A 14,850-nucleotide genomic window follows, 5' to 3' on the forward strand; every position below is an offset into this window, starting at 1 on the left:
TGATGCAATGGCGCGCAGTGTACCAGCTTTACAGCCCAATCGCCTCTTTCAAACTCTTCAGGTAGCGGCGGCTGACCGGGACGGTTTGCCCGGCGCGCAGCACCAGCTCGGCCTGGCCGTTATCTTCCAGGCGGATCTCCTTCAGATGCGCCATATTCACCAGGTACTGGCGGTGACAGCGAATCAGCGGCGTGCGGCTCTCCAGCGTGCGCAGGGTCAGCTCGGTAAACCCTTCGTTCCCTTCCGCGCTGGTAACAAATACCCCGCTCAGGCGGCTGCTGACAAAGGCCACATCATCCATCTGCAGAAGATAGATCCGGCTGTGCCCGGTGCAGGGGATAAACTTCAGCGGCTGCTGGTTCTCCGCCAGCAGCGTGACGTCCTGCACGATGCGCTCCTGGCGTAAACGGGTGAGCGTTTTATCCAGACGCTTCTCTTCAATCGGCTTGAGTAAATAATCAAACGCATGCTCCTCAAAGGCCTTAACGGCATATTCGTCGAACGCCGTCAGAAACACGATGTAGGGACGATGGTCCGGGTCAAGCATGCCGACCATCTCCAGCCCGCTGATGCGGGGCATCTGAATATCAAGGAACAGCACGTCCGGGCGCAGCTTGTGCACCGCGCCGATAGCCTCAATGGCGTTGGCGCACTCCCCCACAATCTCAATATCCGGCTGCTCCTGCAGCAGAACGCGCAGGTTTTCCCGTGCCAGCGGCTCGTCATCCACAATCAGCACTTTTAACATGCGTTTTCCTCCAGCGGCAGTCGTAGGGTAATACGGGTAAATCGGTCGGGCTCGCAGGCGACGGTAATGCCACAGTCATCGCCAAAATGGGCGCGCAGGCGTTTATCCACCAGGCTCATCCCTAATCCGCCGGAGGCGGAAGGCTGATAAAGCCCGGCATTATCTTCAATATCCAGCACCAGGTGATGGTTGAATCGGCTGGCGGCAATGGTTATCTCCCCCCTTCCCAGCAGCTGTGATGTACCGTGCTTAATGGCATTTTCGACAATCGGCTGCAGGGTAAAGGCCGGAAGATGCTGATACGCCAGCTCGTCCGGCACGGAGAGCGACACCTGCAGACGCGACTGGAAACGCGCCTGCTCAATCTGCAGATAGGCATTCACGTGCTCAATCTCATCGGCGAGGGTCACGATCTCCGACGGCCGCTTCAGGTTCTTGCGGAAAAAGGTCGACAGAAACTGCACCAGCTGCGCGGCCTGATCGCTGTCGCGGCGGATCACCGCTTTAAGCGTATTGAGGGCGTTGAACAGGAAATGCGGATTGACCTGCGCATGTAGCAGCTTAATCTCCGACTGCGTCAGCAGGGCTTTCTGCCGCTCATACTGTCCGGCGAGGATTTGCGCGGACAGCAGCTGGGCGATCCCCTCCCCCAGCGTGCGGTTGATGGAGCTGAACAGACGGTTTTTCGCCTCATACAGCTTGATGGTGCCCATCACCCGCTGATTCTCGCCGCGAAGCGGAATCACCAGCGTGGAGCCCAGCTTGCACTGGGGATGCAGCGAACAGCGGTAAGGCACTTCGTTACCGTCGGCATACACCACCTCGCCGGTTTCGATGGCGCGCAGCGTATAGGCTGAGGAGATCGGTTTGCCCGGCAGATGGTGATCGTCGCCGGTGCCGGTAAAGGCCAGCAGCTTTTCCCGATCGGTTATCGCCACCGCGCCGATATCCAGCTCCTTGTAGAGCACCTGGGCCACCTTCATGCTGTTCTCTTCGTTAAACCCCTGGCGCAGGATCCCTTCGGTCGAGGCGGCAACCTTCAGCGCCGTGGCGGAAAAGGCCGAGGTGTACTTCTCAAACATGGCGCGCTTGTCGAGCAGGATGCGCATAAACAGCGCCGCGCCCACGGTATTGGTCACCATCATCGGAGCGGCAATGCTGCTGACCAGGTGCAGCGCATCCTCAAACGGACGGGCAATCAGCAGAATGATCGCCATCTGCGCCATTTCGGCCACAAAGGTAATGGCTCCGGCGGTGAGCGGGCTGAAGACTTTATCCGGGCGACCGCGCTTGATCATATAGCTGTGCACCAGGCCGCCGAGGAGCCCTTCAACAATCGTGGAGATCATACAGCTCAGAGCCGTCATCCCCCCCATGGAATAGCGATGCAGCCCCCCGGTTAAACCGACAAGCCCCCCGACGACGGGACCGCCGAGCAGCCCGCCCATCACCGCGCCGATAGCGCGCGTATTGGCAATAGAGTCTTCGATATGAAGACCAAACCAGGTCCCCATAATGCAGAATATGGAAAATACGACGTAGCAGAGGAATTTGTGCGGCAGACGGACGGTGACCTGCATCAGCGGGATAAACAGGCGCGTTTTGCTCATCAGCCAGGCAATGACCAGAAACACGCACATCTGCTGAAGCAACAGCAGCACCAGGTTAAACTCGTACATACTCAAAACCGCACATGCTAAAAAACGCGTAACATACACGGATGCGGCTCAACTTTCTTTGAAGCATCCCAAAAAAGCGCAAAATCGTGCCCGTTATCACACCTTTTTCAGAATATCGCATACGCTTCGCATTCTTTGTGCAAAAAACAATCAATTCTTCCTGGTTCGGCAAAGTGGGTCTACAGTTAAGCTGGGGACGCGTAAGCCAGGGGGCGAATATGGCGCTTTACACGATCGGTGAAGTGGCACTCCTTTGTGATATCAATCCCGTTACCCTACGGGCGTGGCAGCGACGGTATGGATTACTCAAACCGCAGAGGACCGACGGTGGGCATCGCCTTTTTAATGATGACGATATCGACCGCATTCGCGAAATCAAAAGCTGGATTGACAACGGCGTGCAGGTTGGGAAAGTGAAGTCCCTGCTGAGCCACGACGACCCGGATACGCAACATCTCTGGCGCGAACAACAGGAAACCCTGCTGCGGCTCCTGCAGGCGGGCAACCTGCAGCGCCTGCGTGGATGGATAAAAGAGCAGGGTCGCGATTACCCGGCGCAGACGCTGATATCCCATCTTTTCATTCCGCTCCGGCGACGCCTGCAGTGCCAGCAGTCCACCCTGCAGGCGCTGCTCAGCATGCTCGACGGCGTGCTGATCAACTACATTGCCGTCTGCCTTGCCTCAGCGAAGAACAAAGCCGGAAAAGATGCGCTGGTTGTCGGCTGGAACGTACACGACACCACCCGCCTGTGGCTGGAAGCGTGGATTGCCACCCAGAAGGGCTGGCGCGTGGATGTTCTGGCGCACTCGCTGGCGCAGCTCAGACCTGAGTTTTTCGACGGCCAGACCCTGCTGGTCTGGTGTGGCGAAGTGCCGTCCGCCTCGCAGCAACAGCTGCTGACGGAATGGCGTGAGAATGGTTACCCGGTCTATTCCCTTGGTCCGGATGAGCCATAACGGCATTTAATGGTTCATTAACAGCTGCGCTTCACCGTATAATTGTTCCGTTAACAACAGGAGCACATGATGAAGGCAACCAAACTGGCCATTATTACCCTTTTTGTCCTGATGGCCGTAAGCGGTATCGGCGGCGTGATGCTGGCAGGGTACTCGTTTATTGTTCGCGGCGGTGTCGGCTGAGGTACAGCGCCAGCCGCTCAAAAGCGCGATCGACGACGATTGCCGCCAGCGCAACCAGCAGCGCTCCCTGCACAATATACGCCGTATTAAACCCGCTTAAGCCGATAATGATCGGCGTGCCCAGCGTATTAGCGCCGACCGTCGACGCAATGGTCGCCGTCCCGATGTTAATGATGACCGACGTGCGGATCCCGGCAATGATAACCGGTGCCGCTAGCGGCAGTTCAACCTTGCGCAGCCGCTGACCGCGACTCATCCCCATCCCTTCCGCCACGCTCAGCACGGACGCAGGTACCGCCGCGAGGCCCGCCAGCGTGCCCTGCAGCACCGGCAATACGCCGTACAGAATCAGCGCAATGATGGCAGGCTGTTGGCCAAAGCCCATCACCGGCACCGCTATCGCCAGCACCGCCACCGGGGGAAATGTCTGTCCGATGGCCGCAATCGTCTCCACCAGCGGGCGAAACTCCCGGCCCGCGGGCCGCGTGACCGCGATGCCCGCCCCCACGCCCAGCACAACCGCGATGGCGCTTGAGAGCGCCACCAGCCAGAGATGCGCCAGGGCGAGATTAATGAATCTCTCCTGCTGATACACCGGCCGCGGCAGCCCGGGAAAGAGACTGTTAAACAGCGCCGCGCTGTGGGGCATCAGAAACAGTAAGCCGACAAAGAGCGCTACCAGCCAGAGAAGCGGATCACGCAGTGCCTTCACGCGTCACCTCCCCGGCCAGCAGATCGCGAAAGTGTAAGGTGCCGCACGGCGCGCCCCGGGCATCCGCAACGGGCAATACCTCGCACTGGCGCGCGACAAACGCGGAGAGCGCATCCCGCAGGCTCATCTGCGCCTGCAGCGGTTCGCCGCTCACCGGCGCCGCCTCCCGACGCATATAGTCGCTGACCGTTCGCAGGGAGAGCAGCCTGACGCCCAACTCGCTGCGGCCAAAAAACTCGCGCACAAAGTCGTTCTTCGGCCAGGTTAACAGCTCAAGCGGCGAGCCCTGCTGCACCACTTCGCCATGATCCATCAGCACCAGATGGTCGGCCAGGCGCAGGGCTTCATCAATATCGTGCGTCACGAGCACGATCGTGCGTCCAAGAATGCGGTGAATGCGGGTCATCTCCGCCTGCAGCGCCCCGCGCGTGACCGGATCCAGCGCGCCGAAGGGTTCGTCCATCAGCAGCACCTGCGGGTTGGCCGCCAGCGCACGCGCCACGCCCACGCGCTGCTGTTGCCCGCCGGAAAGCTGGTGCGGATAGCGGTCGCGCAGCGCGGGCTCTAGCCCCAGCAGAGACATCAGCTCATCAACACGTTCGGCGATTTTCGTCCGCGACCATTTCTCCAGCTGCAGCACGGTGGCGATGTTCTGCGCCACCGTCCAGTGCGGAAACAGTCCGATGGACTGTATGGCATAACCCATCCGACGGCGCAGCTCCAGGACCGGCAGGCTGCGGATCTCTTCCCCGGCAAAGCGGATCAGCCCGCTGTCATGCTCCACCAGCCGGTTGATCATCTTCAGGGTGGTGGATTTGCCCGACCCGGAGGTGCCAATCAGCACGGAAAACGCGCCCTCGGCAAAGTTCAGGTTCAGGTGGCTCGCCGCCGGGCGACCGGCAAAGATTTTACTGACATCATGAAACTCAATCATTGGCTCTTCTCCCGAGCAGCGCGAGCCATAAGGCAAACAGTGCGTCGACGACCACCGCCAGCGCAATCGTGGGCACCACGCCCAATAACACCAGATCCAGGGCACTGCTCAGCAGCCCCTGGAAGACCAGCGCGCCAAAGCCGCCCGCGCCAATCAGCGCCGCAATCACCGCCATGCCGACGGTCTGAACTGCCACCACCCTCAGGCTGCGCAACAGCAGGGGCAGCGCCAGCGGCAGCTGAATTTTCCAGAAACACTGCCGCGCGCTCATTCCCATCGCATGGGCGCTTTCCAGCACGTCAGGTGCGACCTGACCTAAGCCCGCGACCACGCCGCGTACCAGCGGCAGCAGGGCATACAGCACCAGCGCGATAAGCGCGGGCGTTAATCCCGTTCCGGCTATTCCCAGCATTCCCAGCGCCGGAAACGACTTCACCAGCCCGGCCAGCGGCGCAATCAGCAGGCCAAACAGCGCGACGGAAGGAATGGTCTGGATAACGTTGAGCACGGTAAAAACCCCGCCCTGGCGTGAAGGATGGCGATAGCACCACATGCCCAGGGGGATCCCAACCAGAAGCGCCGGAAAGAGCGTACCGAAGAGGATCGTCAGGTGCTGCGCGAGGGCATCATCAAACACCTCCTGACGGTTGGCGTACTCTTTTAACAGCGAGAGGTTGTTCAGCTCACCGCTGAACAGCAGGAGTAAAGGAATACACCATATCTGCGCATTGAGCACCCATCGCCAGACGGCGCTGGGGATGAGTCGACGAATCGCATCGCTGCAGGCCAGCAGGCAGAGCGCCAGCCACAGCCACAGGCCGCTGCCGATAGTGGTTCTCGCCAGCGGACTTTCCGCCGAGGCCATATGCGTCGCCGCCAGCCCGGCGCTCCAGAACAGGAGAATAAAAAGCCCTTCAGAGAGAAGCAGCGTCAGCCACTGGGCCGGGCGTCCCTGCCAGAGCGACAGGATCACCCACGCGCCCAGCGCCGCCGCCAGCCACCCCGGCGTAAACGACCAGACCTGCCAGAGCGCTTTACCCTCCCCCGACATCAGGCGGTTTGGGGCAACGTTGACAAACGGTAACGCGACCGCTGCGATGGCCACGCAGGCCAGCAGCAGCAGGACGCGGTTATGACATTTTATTGGCACAGCCTTTTCCCGTTACTTCACAAGCCCTTGTTGTTTCAGGAAGTCGGCGGCCACTTTTTTGGCATCCAGCCCCTCGACGGCAATGCTGGCATTCAGCTGCTGCAGCGTTTTTTCATCCAGCTTTTCGAAGACCGGTTTGAGCCATTCTGCAATGTCCGGGTACGCTTTCAGCACCGCCTCACGCACCACCGGGGTCGGAGCGTAAATTGGCTGTACGCCTTTTGGATCGGTCAGGGTCTGCAGGCCAAGCGCCGCCACCGGGCCGTCGGTACCGTAGGCCATGGCCGCGTTAACGCCGGAAGTTTGCTGTGCCGCCGCTTTGATGGTCACCGCGGTATCCCCACCCGCCAGCGAGAGCAGCTGAGCCTGGTCGAGCTTGAAGTCGTAGGCTTTTTCAAACGCGGGCAGCGCGTCAGGACGCTCGATGAACTCCGCCGACGCCGCAAGCTTAAAGTCGCCCTTCTCTTTCAGGTAGCGGCTGAGATCCGCCAGGGTAGTCAGCTTCCCTTTCTCCGCCACGTCCTTGCGCACGGCGATAGTCCAGGTATTGTTGGCCGGTGCCGGGGTCAGCCAGACCAGTTTGTTCTGTTCCGCGTCCAGCTTTTTGACTTTCTCATACCCGGCTTTGGCGTTTTTCCATGCCGGATCGTTTTCATCTTTGAAGAAGAATGCGCCGTTGCCGGTGTATTCCGGGTAGATATCCAGCTCGCCGGAGGTAATCGCGCCGCGCACGACGGGCGTGGTGCCGAGCTGGACTTTATTGACCGTTTTCACGCCGTGGCTTTCCAGCACCTGCAAGATGATATTGCCGAGCAGCGCGCCTTCGGTATCGATCTTCGAACCCACTTTTACCGGCTCCGCCGCCTGTAACGGCAGGCTCAGCGCCGCCAGTAACACCGCAGATCCCAACATCCCCTTTGCAATCGTCATTCCGCTATCCTCATTTTTTTGCTGCCTTTTTCAGAGGCTTGAGAGAAAAGCGTAGCTTAAAACGGCGGAATTAACCGTCAAAATGCCTTTTTAGCATAAGGTAAGACGCCTCCCCCGCAGGACGGGGGAGGCAAAGGAGGGAAAGGTTACAGCAGCTCGAACTCGCCTTTATTCACGCGGGCGGAGTCCACGCCGATAAAGACGTTAAATTTGCCCGGTTCCGCATCGTATTTCATCTGCTGGTTCCAGAACTTCAGCGCATCCACGTCGATCGGGAAGCTGATGGTTTTGGTTTCCCCCGGCTTCAGCGTGACCTTCTCGAAGCCGCGCAGCTGTTTCACCGGACGGCTCATCGACGCGGTGACATCCTGCACGTACATCTGGATCACCGTAGCCCCTTCGCGCTTGCCGGTGTTGGTCACCTCAACGCTGGCGGTGACGTTGCCGTCACGCTTCAGGGTCGGCGCCGACATTTTCACGTCGGAGACCTTGAAGGTGGTGTAGCTCAGGCCGTAACCAAACGGATAGAGCGGGCCGTTAGCTTCGTCGAAGTAGCGAGAGGTGTACTTGTTCGGCTTGTCGGCGTTATACGGGCGACCGGTGTTCAGGTGGCTGTAGTACACCGGAATCTGCCCGACGGAGCGCGGGAAGGACATCGGCAGCTTGCCCGACGGGTTGTAATCGCCAAACAGCACGTCGGCGATGGCGTTACCGCCTTCGGTACCGGCGAACCAGGTTTCCAGAATGGCGTCAGCCTGCTGGTCTTCCTTCACCAGCGCCAGCGGACGACCGTTCATCAGCACCAGCACCAGCGGCTTGCCGGTGGCTTTCAGGGCGGCGATCAGATCGCGCTGGCTCTGTGGAATGGTGATATCGGTACGGCTGGAGGCTTCGTGCGCCATACCCTGCGCTTCACCCACGACCGCAACAACGACGTCAGACTGCTTCGCGGCGTTCACCGCTTCGTCAATCATCTCCTTCGGCGTGCGCGGATCGACCTTCACCGCTTCCTCGTACTGGTTGAGGAAGGTCACGATATCTTTATCGTTGGTGACGTTCGCCCCTTTGGCGTAAACCACTTTGGCGTTTTCACCGACGGCACTCTTGATACCGGTCAGCACGGTCACGGACTGGTCAGCCACGCCCGCCGCAGACCAGCTGCCCATGACGTCGCGCTTGCTGTCGGCCAGCGGACCCACCACGGCAATGGTGCCGGATTTTTTCAGCGGCAGCGTGTCGAGGCGGTTCTTCAGCAGCACCAGGCTTTCGCGCGCGACGTCACGCGCCTCTTTGCGGTGCAGGCGGCTTTCGGCATTGGTATCTGCCGGGTCGGAGTCTTTCGGACCCAGGTGGCTGTACGGATCGTTAAACAGCCCCATGTCGTATTTCACGTTCAGCACGTGACGGGTGGCATCGTCCAGCTCCGCCATCGTCACCTTGCCGCTCTTCACCAGCCCCGGCAGGTACTTGCTGTAATACTCGTCGCTCATGCTCATGTTGATGCCGGACTTGAGCGCGACGCGCACCGCGTCTTCCGGATCGGAGGCGGTCCCGTGTTTGATCAGCTCTTTAATCGCGCCGTGGTCGGAAACGGTGATGCCCTTAAAGCCCCACTGGTCGCGCAGCACGTCTTTCAGCAGCCAGGAATCAGAGGTTGCAGGCGTGCCGTTCAGCGAGTTCAGCGCTACCATCACCGCGCCGCTGCCCGCATCCAGCCCTGCCTTGTACGGCGGCATGTAGTCGTTGAACAGGCGCTGCGGGCTCATGTCGACGGTGTTGTACTCTTTACCGCCCTCCACCGCGCCGTAGGCCGCAAAGTGTTTGACGCTGGTCATTACCGAGTAGCGGTCCGCCGGGCTTTTGCCCTGCATCGCTTCCACCATGGTTTTACCCATCGTGGAGGTTAAATACGTATCTTCACCAAAGCCTTCCGAGCCGCGGCCCCAGCGCGGATCGCGCGAGACGTCCACCATGGGCGCCCAGGTCATGTTCAGCCCGTCGTCCGCCGCTTCATAAGCCGACACGCGCCCGACGGTTTTCACCGCGTCGAGGTTAAAAGAAGACGCTAAGCCGAGGCTGATGGGGAAGACGGTACGCTGACCGTGCACCACGTCATAGGCAAAGAACAGGGGAATTTTCAGGCGGCTGAGATCCATCACCTGGTCCTGCATCTTGCGGATATCCTGGCGGGTGACGGTATTAAAGATGGCCCCTACCTGCCCGTCTTTGATCATCTCGCGGATGGCCTCTTTCGGATTATCCGGGCCGACGCTGATCAGACGCAGCTGGCCGATTTTCTCATCGACCGTCATTTTCTTGAGCAATTCCGTGACAAACGCGTCCCGCGCTTCAGGCGTGAGCGGGTGATTGCCAAACAAATCCTCTGCCAGCGCAGGTTGCAGCGCCAGGCTGACGGCGACACCTACAGAACATAGCCATTTCATGTCGTTTTACTCTCTCATCAATAACCGCCGGACGATCTCGGCCATACCGTGCGAAAAGCGCAGTGTGCCACAAACCCTCCGATCGTTGCAGGGTTATTCTCTGATTTTTCTCGTGAATACTCGACCGCTTAACAGTTAATCGCGCTATGCTTTACAGCGAGAAATTTGCCCCACCACAAGGAGTGGAAGATGTCTTCTGTTCGAACTGACGATAACAAAACCTTTATTAACGAACTGTCGCGCCTGGTTGGCTCCTCTCACCTGCTTACCGACCCGGCTAAAACCGCCCGCTACCGCAAGGGCTTCCGCTCCGGTCAGGGCGAGGCGCTGGCGGTGGTTTTCCCCGGCACGCTGCTGGAGCTGTGGCGCGTCCTGAGCGCCTGCGTCGCCGCCGACAAGATTATTTTAATGCAGGCGGCCAACACCGGCCTGACCGAAGGCTCCACGCCGAACGGCAACGATTACGATCGTGACATCGTGATTATCAGCACCCTGCGCCTCGACAAGCTGCACCTGTTGGATAAAGGCGAGCAGGTGCTCGCGTTCCCGGGCACCACGCTTTACTCCCTCGAAAAAGCGCTTAAGCCGCTGGGCCGCGAACCACACTCGGTGATCGGCTCCTCCTGCATTGGCGCCTCGGTGGTCGGTGGGATCTGCAATAACTCTGGCGGCTCGCTGGTGCAGCGCGGTCCCGCCTATACCGAGATGTCCCTGTTTGCCCGTATTGACGAAAACGGCAAGCTGACGCTGGTGAACCACCTGGGAATCGATCTCGGCGTCACGCCAGAACAGATCCTCAGCAAGCTCGACGACGATCGCGTGAAGGATGAAGACGTTCAGCACGACGGTCGCCATGCGCACGATCACGACTACGTGACCCGCGTGCGGGATATCAATGCCGATACGCCGGCGCGCTATAACGCCGACCCGGATCGCCTGTTTGAATCCTCCGGCTGCGCGGGCAAGCTGGCCGTTTTTGCGGTGCGTCTCGACACCTTCCCGGCCGAGAAAAAGCAGCAGGTATTCTACATCGGCACCAACCAGCCTGAGGTTCTGACGGAGATCCGCCGTCATATTCTGGGCGAATTCACCCACCTGCCGGTGGCGGGCGAATACATGCACCGGGACATTTACGACATCGCCGAGCGCTACGGCAAAGACACGTTCCTGATGATCGACAAGCTCGGCACCGACAAAATGCCGTTCTTCTTCACCATGAAGGGCCGTACCGACGCGATGCTGGAGAAAGTGTCGCTGTTCAAACCCCACTTCACCGACCGCTTTATGCAGAAGCTGGGCAACGTTTTCCCGGCGCATCTGCCGGAGAGGATGAAAACCTGGCGCGACAAGTACGAACATCACCTGCTGCTGAAAATGGCCGGAGACGGAATTGCCGAAGCGCAGAGCTGGCTGACCGAATTCTTTAAAACCGCCGAAGGGGATTTCTTTGCCTGTACGCCTGAAGAGGGCAGCAAAGCGTTCCTGCACCGCTTTGCCGCCGCAGGGGCCGCCATCCGATATCAGGCGGTACATTCCGAAGAGGTGGAAGATATTCTGGCGCTCGATATCGCCCTGCGGCGTAACGACACCGAGTGGTTTGAACACCTGCCGCCGGAAATCGACAGCAAGCTGGTGCACAAGCTCTATTACGGCCACTTTATGTGCTATGTCTTCCATCAGGATTACATCGTCAAGAAAGGGGTCGATGCACACGAACTGAAGGAGCAGATGCTCGCCCTTCTGCGTGAACGCGGCGCACAATATCCTGCGGAACACAACGTCGGACATCTTTATAAAGCCCCTGACGCACTTAAGCAGTTTTATCGCGCGAATGACCCTACAAACAGCATGAATCCCGGCATCGGTAAAACAACGCGGAAGAAATACTGGAAAGAGAGCGCAGACGCGGAGCGGCACATAACGCAAACGTCTGATTAATTCCTACAGCCAAATTTGAGAGATTGTTAAGCGCTCCTTAATCGTAATAGAGTAACCGCTTATCGCCGGAGAAACGTTTCTCCGGCCTTAGATAAGAGGAGCAGGCACATCATGTCGGCTATTGATGTTTTATCCGAGACCGAGCTGGAAGTGCGCGACGCCCGTCCCGATGATGTGCATGCCATTGCCGCGATCTATGCCTGGCATGTGCTTCACGGGCGCGCGTCATTTGAAGAAGTCCCCCCGACTATTGACGAAATGCGTCATCGCATGAAAAGCGTGGCGGAGAACGGTTTACCGTGGCTTATCGCGCTGTACCGCGGCATTGTGGTGGGCTACTGCTATGCCACCCCTTACCGACCGCGACACGCCTACCGCTATACCCTGGAAGAGTCGATTTACGTGGATGCCAGCATCACCGGGCGCGGTTTTGGCACGGCACTGATGGATGCGCTGATCGCACGCTGCGAGCAAGGGCCGTGGCGGCAGATGATTGCCGTGGTAGGAGATGGCAATAACAATGCCGGCTCGTTACGCCTGCATAAAAAACATGGCTTTGTGATTGTCGGTCAGCTGCGCAGCGTAGGCTACAAGAAAGGTGACTGGCGGGATACGGTGATTATGCAGCGCCCGCTCAACGATGGTGACTGGACGCTGCCGGAATAAACGCAAAACGGTAACCTGGGTTACCGTTTTTAGTGTTTGTAGGCCGGGTAAGGCAAAGCCGCCACCCGGCGCTGACAGACGGCTCAGTCGTTCTGCGCCGTCGCCATCTGCTCCGCTTTCTGCTTTTTATACGTCAATGCCGCGGCCGGGACAGGCTGCACTTTTCCTGTTTCAATCCAGGTCCGCAGGCGGCTCGCATCCGCGAAGTGCGTGTATTTGCCGAAGGCATCCATCACTACCAGCGCCACCGGTTTACCGTTAAATACGGTGCGCATCACCAGACAGTGTCCCGCCGCGTTGGTAAAGCCGGTTTTGGTTAGCTGAATATTCCAGTTATCCCGGTATACCAGATGGTTAGTATTGCGGAACGGCAGCGTATAGGCCGGGTTCGCAAAGGTCGCCATCTCTTCACGGGTGGTACTGAGCTGACCAATCAGCGGGTACTGTTTGCTGGCAATCAGCAGTTTCGTCAGATCGCGCGCCGTGGAGACGTTGTTGATCGACAGCCCCGTCGGTTCCACATAGTGCGTATTGTTCATCCCCAGCGCTTTGGCTTTGGCGTTCATCGCGCGGATAAACGCGTCGTAGCCGCCCGGATAGTGGTGCGCCAGGCTCGCCGCCGCGCGGTTTTCAGACGACATCAGCGCCAGCAGCAGCATATTTTTACGGCTGATCTCACTGTTCAGCCGCACGCGGGAGTAGATCCCTTTCATCTCCGGCGTGTGGCTAATATCCACTTTCAGTTTTTCGTCCAGCGGCAGATGGGCATCAAGCACCACCATCGCGGTCATTAATTTGGTAATTGAGGCGATCGGTCGCACCAGGTCCGGATGGCTGGCGTAAATCACCTTATTGGTGTTGAGATCGACAATCATCGCGCTGCCGGACGCAATTTGCGGCTGAGCAGCAGCGGTGGTCACCGCGGGCGTTTTGGCGACGGCCGGTACGACTGCGGACGCACCCAGCAACAGCGCCAGGCTAAGTAAAGAGACTCGGAATTTCAGCATGGTGAGACTTCTGATAATTATTCACGCACGTTATGACGTACACCGCCTGGGTTGTTAGATAAACACAGGCTGGCTTCGGCATCATAGCCGCCAGCGGGCGTTGTCGCCAGAGGATAATCGTGAACGGATGCTGCATTGCTGGCATTTACGCCAGCAATGCAGTGAACTCAGAAGAGACGGTATCCATAACCCCAAAGAATTACCGTCAGCGCCAGGAGCGCCTCCAGCACCAGCACCCCGATGGCGAGCGTTGAGCTCGAGAAGCTCAGCCCCTCTTCTTTATTGATATTCAGGAAGGTAGGAACCCCCAGATACAGCAGATAACCGGTGTAAAAGAGGGCAATGGTACCGATCAGCGCGCACAGCCAGACCAGTGGATAGAGCGCAACAATACCGCTTAAGAACAGCGGGGTCGCGACATACCCGGCAAAGACCATACAGTGCGCCAGCGATGGACGCTGCGGATAGTTACGCGCCATCCAGTGAATGACGCGCCCCATGACCGCCACCCCCGCCAGCATCAGGCCATAAAAGATGATGGCAAGATAGAGTCCGGTAAACCAGGAAAGCTGAACCACGGTGCCGTCACCGAAGTTCCAGCCGATTTGTGTCGTTCCGATAAAAGCGCATATTACCGGCACCGCGGCCATCAGCAGCACGTGGTGCGTGTAATGATGCGAGACCGTTTCGTTCTCACTTTTAATGACATGCATTTCACGATCGGGATGGGAGAAAAGTCCCCAGACATGGTTCATAGCGCCCCCTTGTTGTCGGCCCGTCAGCGATACCTTAAGTATAATGCAGGCTTTAGATTATTTTATGTACAGTGGGAAATTTCCGTTGATTTCCCCGCCGTTGATTCAAGGGGTATATGATTAAACGAGGCACGCAGAGGGAGAAAACCGTTACGTAATGGATATTAACGCACTCATTGAGCAATATGGCTATGCCGCGCTGGTCATCGGCAGCGTGGCAGAAGGTGAAACCATCACGCTGTTAGGGGGCGTCGCCGCGCATCAGGGGTTACTGAAGTTCCCGCTGGTTGTTGCCGCGGTCGCGCTGGGCGGGATGATAGGCGATCAGCTGCTCTACTTTCTGGGGCTGCGCTTTGGGCCCACGCTGCTCAAGCGTTTCGCAAAGCATCAGAAGAAAATCCGCCGCGCTCAGCGGCTCATTCAACGTCATCCCTACCTGTTCGTTATTGGCACGCGCTTTATGTATGGCTTTCGCATTATCGGGCCGATACTGATTGGCGCCAGCCATCTGCCGCCCAAAATTTTTCTGCCGCTCAATATTGTGGGCGCGATTGCCTGGGCGCTGATCTTTACGACGCTCGGTTATGTAGGGGGCGAAGTGATTGCGCCCTGGCTGCATAATCTCGACCAGCACCTGAAGCACTGGGCGTGGTTGATTCTGGTGGTTGTGGCGGTGATTGCGGTACGACTGTGGCTGAAGCATCGGGAAAAGACGCGGGATGAGGAGTGAGTGCGGCCTGATGCC

General features: G+C 58.6%; 14 protein-coding genes. 5 read left to right on the plus strand and 9 right to left on the minus strand.

Annotated elements, in window-relative coordinates:
* Positions 1–28: 28 nt before the first annotated feature.
* Together btsR and C6A40_RS07200 are read right to left on the minus strand one after the other, a co-directional pair.
* The gene (gene btsR / locus C6A40_RS07195) at positions 29–748 is read right to left on the minus strand and encodes a two-component system response regulator BtsR (RefSeq protein ID WP_045334395.1); all 720 of its coding nucleotides are present in this window, start codon (positions 746–748) and stop codon (positions 29–31) included.
* On the minus strand, positions 742–2,427 hold the full coding sequence (locus C6A40_RS07200; protein WP_032622865.1) for a sensor histidine kinase: 1,686 nt from the start codon (positions 2,425–2,427) through the stop codon (positions 742–744). Before C6A40_RS07200 ends, btsR begins: the two co-directional genes overlap by 7 nt.
* 218 nt (positions 2,428–2,645) lie before the next feature.
* On the opposite strand from C6A40_RS07200, the gene mlrA reads away from it, so the two are divergent.
* Both mlrA and C6A40_RS07210 read left to right on the plus strand, forming a co-directional pair.
* On the plus strand, positions 2,646–3,386 hold the full coding sequence (gene mlrA / locus C6A40_RS07205) for an HTH-type transcriptional regulator MlrA (protein ID WP_008500894.1): 741 nt from the start codon (positions 2,646–2,648) through the stop codon (positions 3,384–3,386).
* Between the two features lie 69 nt (positions 3,387–3,455).
* On the plus strand, positions 3,456–3,569 hold the full coding sequence (locus C6A40_RS07210; RefSeq protein WP_008500895.1) for a protein YohO: 114 nt from the start codon (positions 3,456–3,458) through the stop codon (positions 3,567–3,569).
* Here the strand turns inward: C6A40_RS07210 and C6A40_RS07215 are convergent.
* The 5 genes from C6A40_RS07215 to bglX form a co-directional block, all read right to left on the minus strand.
* A complete protein-coding gene (locus C6A40_RS07215) occupies positions 3,544–4,281 on the minus strand; it encodes an ABC transporter permease (protein ID WP_045334394.1) in 738 nt (245 codons plus the stop codon). The two genes, C6A40_RS07210 and C6A40_RS07215, sit on opposite strands and share 26 nt — an antisense overlap.
* Positions 4,265–5,215 (minus strand): ABC transporter ATP-binding protein, encoded by a 951-nt coding sequence (locus C6A40_RS07220; RefSeq protein WP_045334392.1) that lies wholly within the window; start codon positions 5,213–5,215, stop codon positions 4,265–4,267. The genes C6A40_RS07215 and C6A40_RS07220 overlap by 17 nt, the downstream gene beginning before the upstream one ends.
* The gene (locus tag C6A40_RS07225) at positions 5,208–6,365 is read right to left on the minus strand and encodes an ABC transporter permease (RefSeq protein ID WP_008500898.1); all 1,158 of its coding nucleotides are present in this window, start codon (positions 6,363–6,365) and stop codon (positions 5,208–5,210) included. The genes C6A40_RS07220 and C6A40_RS07225 overlap by 8 nt, the downstream gene beginning before the upstream one ends.
* 12 nt (positions 6,366–6,377) lie before the next feature.
* On the minus strand, positions 6,378–7,295 hold the full coding sequence (osmF, locus tag C6A40_RS07230; RefSeq protein WP_021241490.1) for a glycine betaine ABC transporter substrate-binding protein OsmF: 918 nt from the start codon (positions 7,293–7,295) through the stop codon (positions 6,378–6,380).
* 146 nt (positions 7,296–7,441) lie between these two features.
* Positions 7,442–9,739 (minus strand): beta-glucosidase BglX, encoded by a 2,298-nt coding sequence (gene bglX / locus C6A40_RS07235; protein ID WP_045334389.1) that lies wholly within the window; start codon positions 9,737–9,739, stop codon positions 7,442–7,444.
* A gap of 189 nt (positions 9,740–9,928) precedes the next feature.
* Between bglX and dld the strand changes: the two genes are divergently transcribed.
* Positions 9,929–11,677: a D-lactate dehydrogenase gene (gene dld / locus C6A40_RS07240; RefSeq protein ID WP_023293821.1), complete on the plus strand. Its 1,749-nt coding sequence runs from the start codon at positions 9,929–9,931 to the stop codon at positions 11,675–11,677.
* 111 nt (positions 11,678–11,788) lie between these two features.
* Complete coding sequence (locus tag C6A40_RS07245; protein WP_008500902.1) at positions 11,789–12,343, plus strand: GNAT family N-acetyltransferase; 555 nt, start codon at positions 11,789–11,791, stop codon at positions 12,341–12,343.
* Positions 12,344–12,426: 83 nt separating this feature from the next.
* On the opposite strand, the gene pbpG is transcribed toward C6A40_RS07245, so the two are convergent.
* Entirely contained in the window at positions 12,427–13,350 is a 924-nt protein-coding gene (pbpG, locus tag C6A40_RS07250; RefSeq protein WP_023293820.1) for a D-alanyl-D-alanine endopeptidase, read from the minus strand.
* A 167-nt stretch (positions 13,351–13,517) separates the two neighbouring features.
* Positions 13,518–14,105 (minus strand): Yip1 family protein, encoded by a 588-nt coding sequence (locus C6A40_RS07255; RefSeq protein WP_008500904.1) that lies wholly within the window; start codon positions 14,103–14,105, stop codon positions 13,518–13,520.
* Between the two features lie 157 nt (positions 14,106–14,262).
* On the opposite strand from C6A40_RS07255, the gene C6A40_RS07260 reads away from it, so the two are divergent.
* The gene (locus tag C6A40_RS07260; RefSeq protein ID WP_008500905.1) at positions 14,263–14,835 is read left to right on the plus strand and encodes a DedA family protein; all 573 of its coding nucleotides are present in this window, start codon (positions 14,263–14,265) and stop codon (positions 14,833–14,835) included.
* Positions 14,836–14,850 lie beyond the last annotated feature (15 nt).

Origin of the sequence: Enterobacter sp. GER_MD16_1505_Eko_090 (assembly GCF_003331015.1) — a bacterium.
Taxonomy (GTDB): Bacteria; Pseudomonadota; Gammaproteobacteria; order Enterobacterales; family Enterobacteriaceae; genus Enterobacter; species Enterobacter roggenkampii.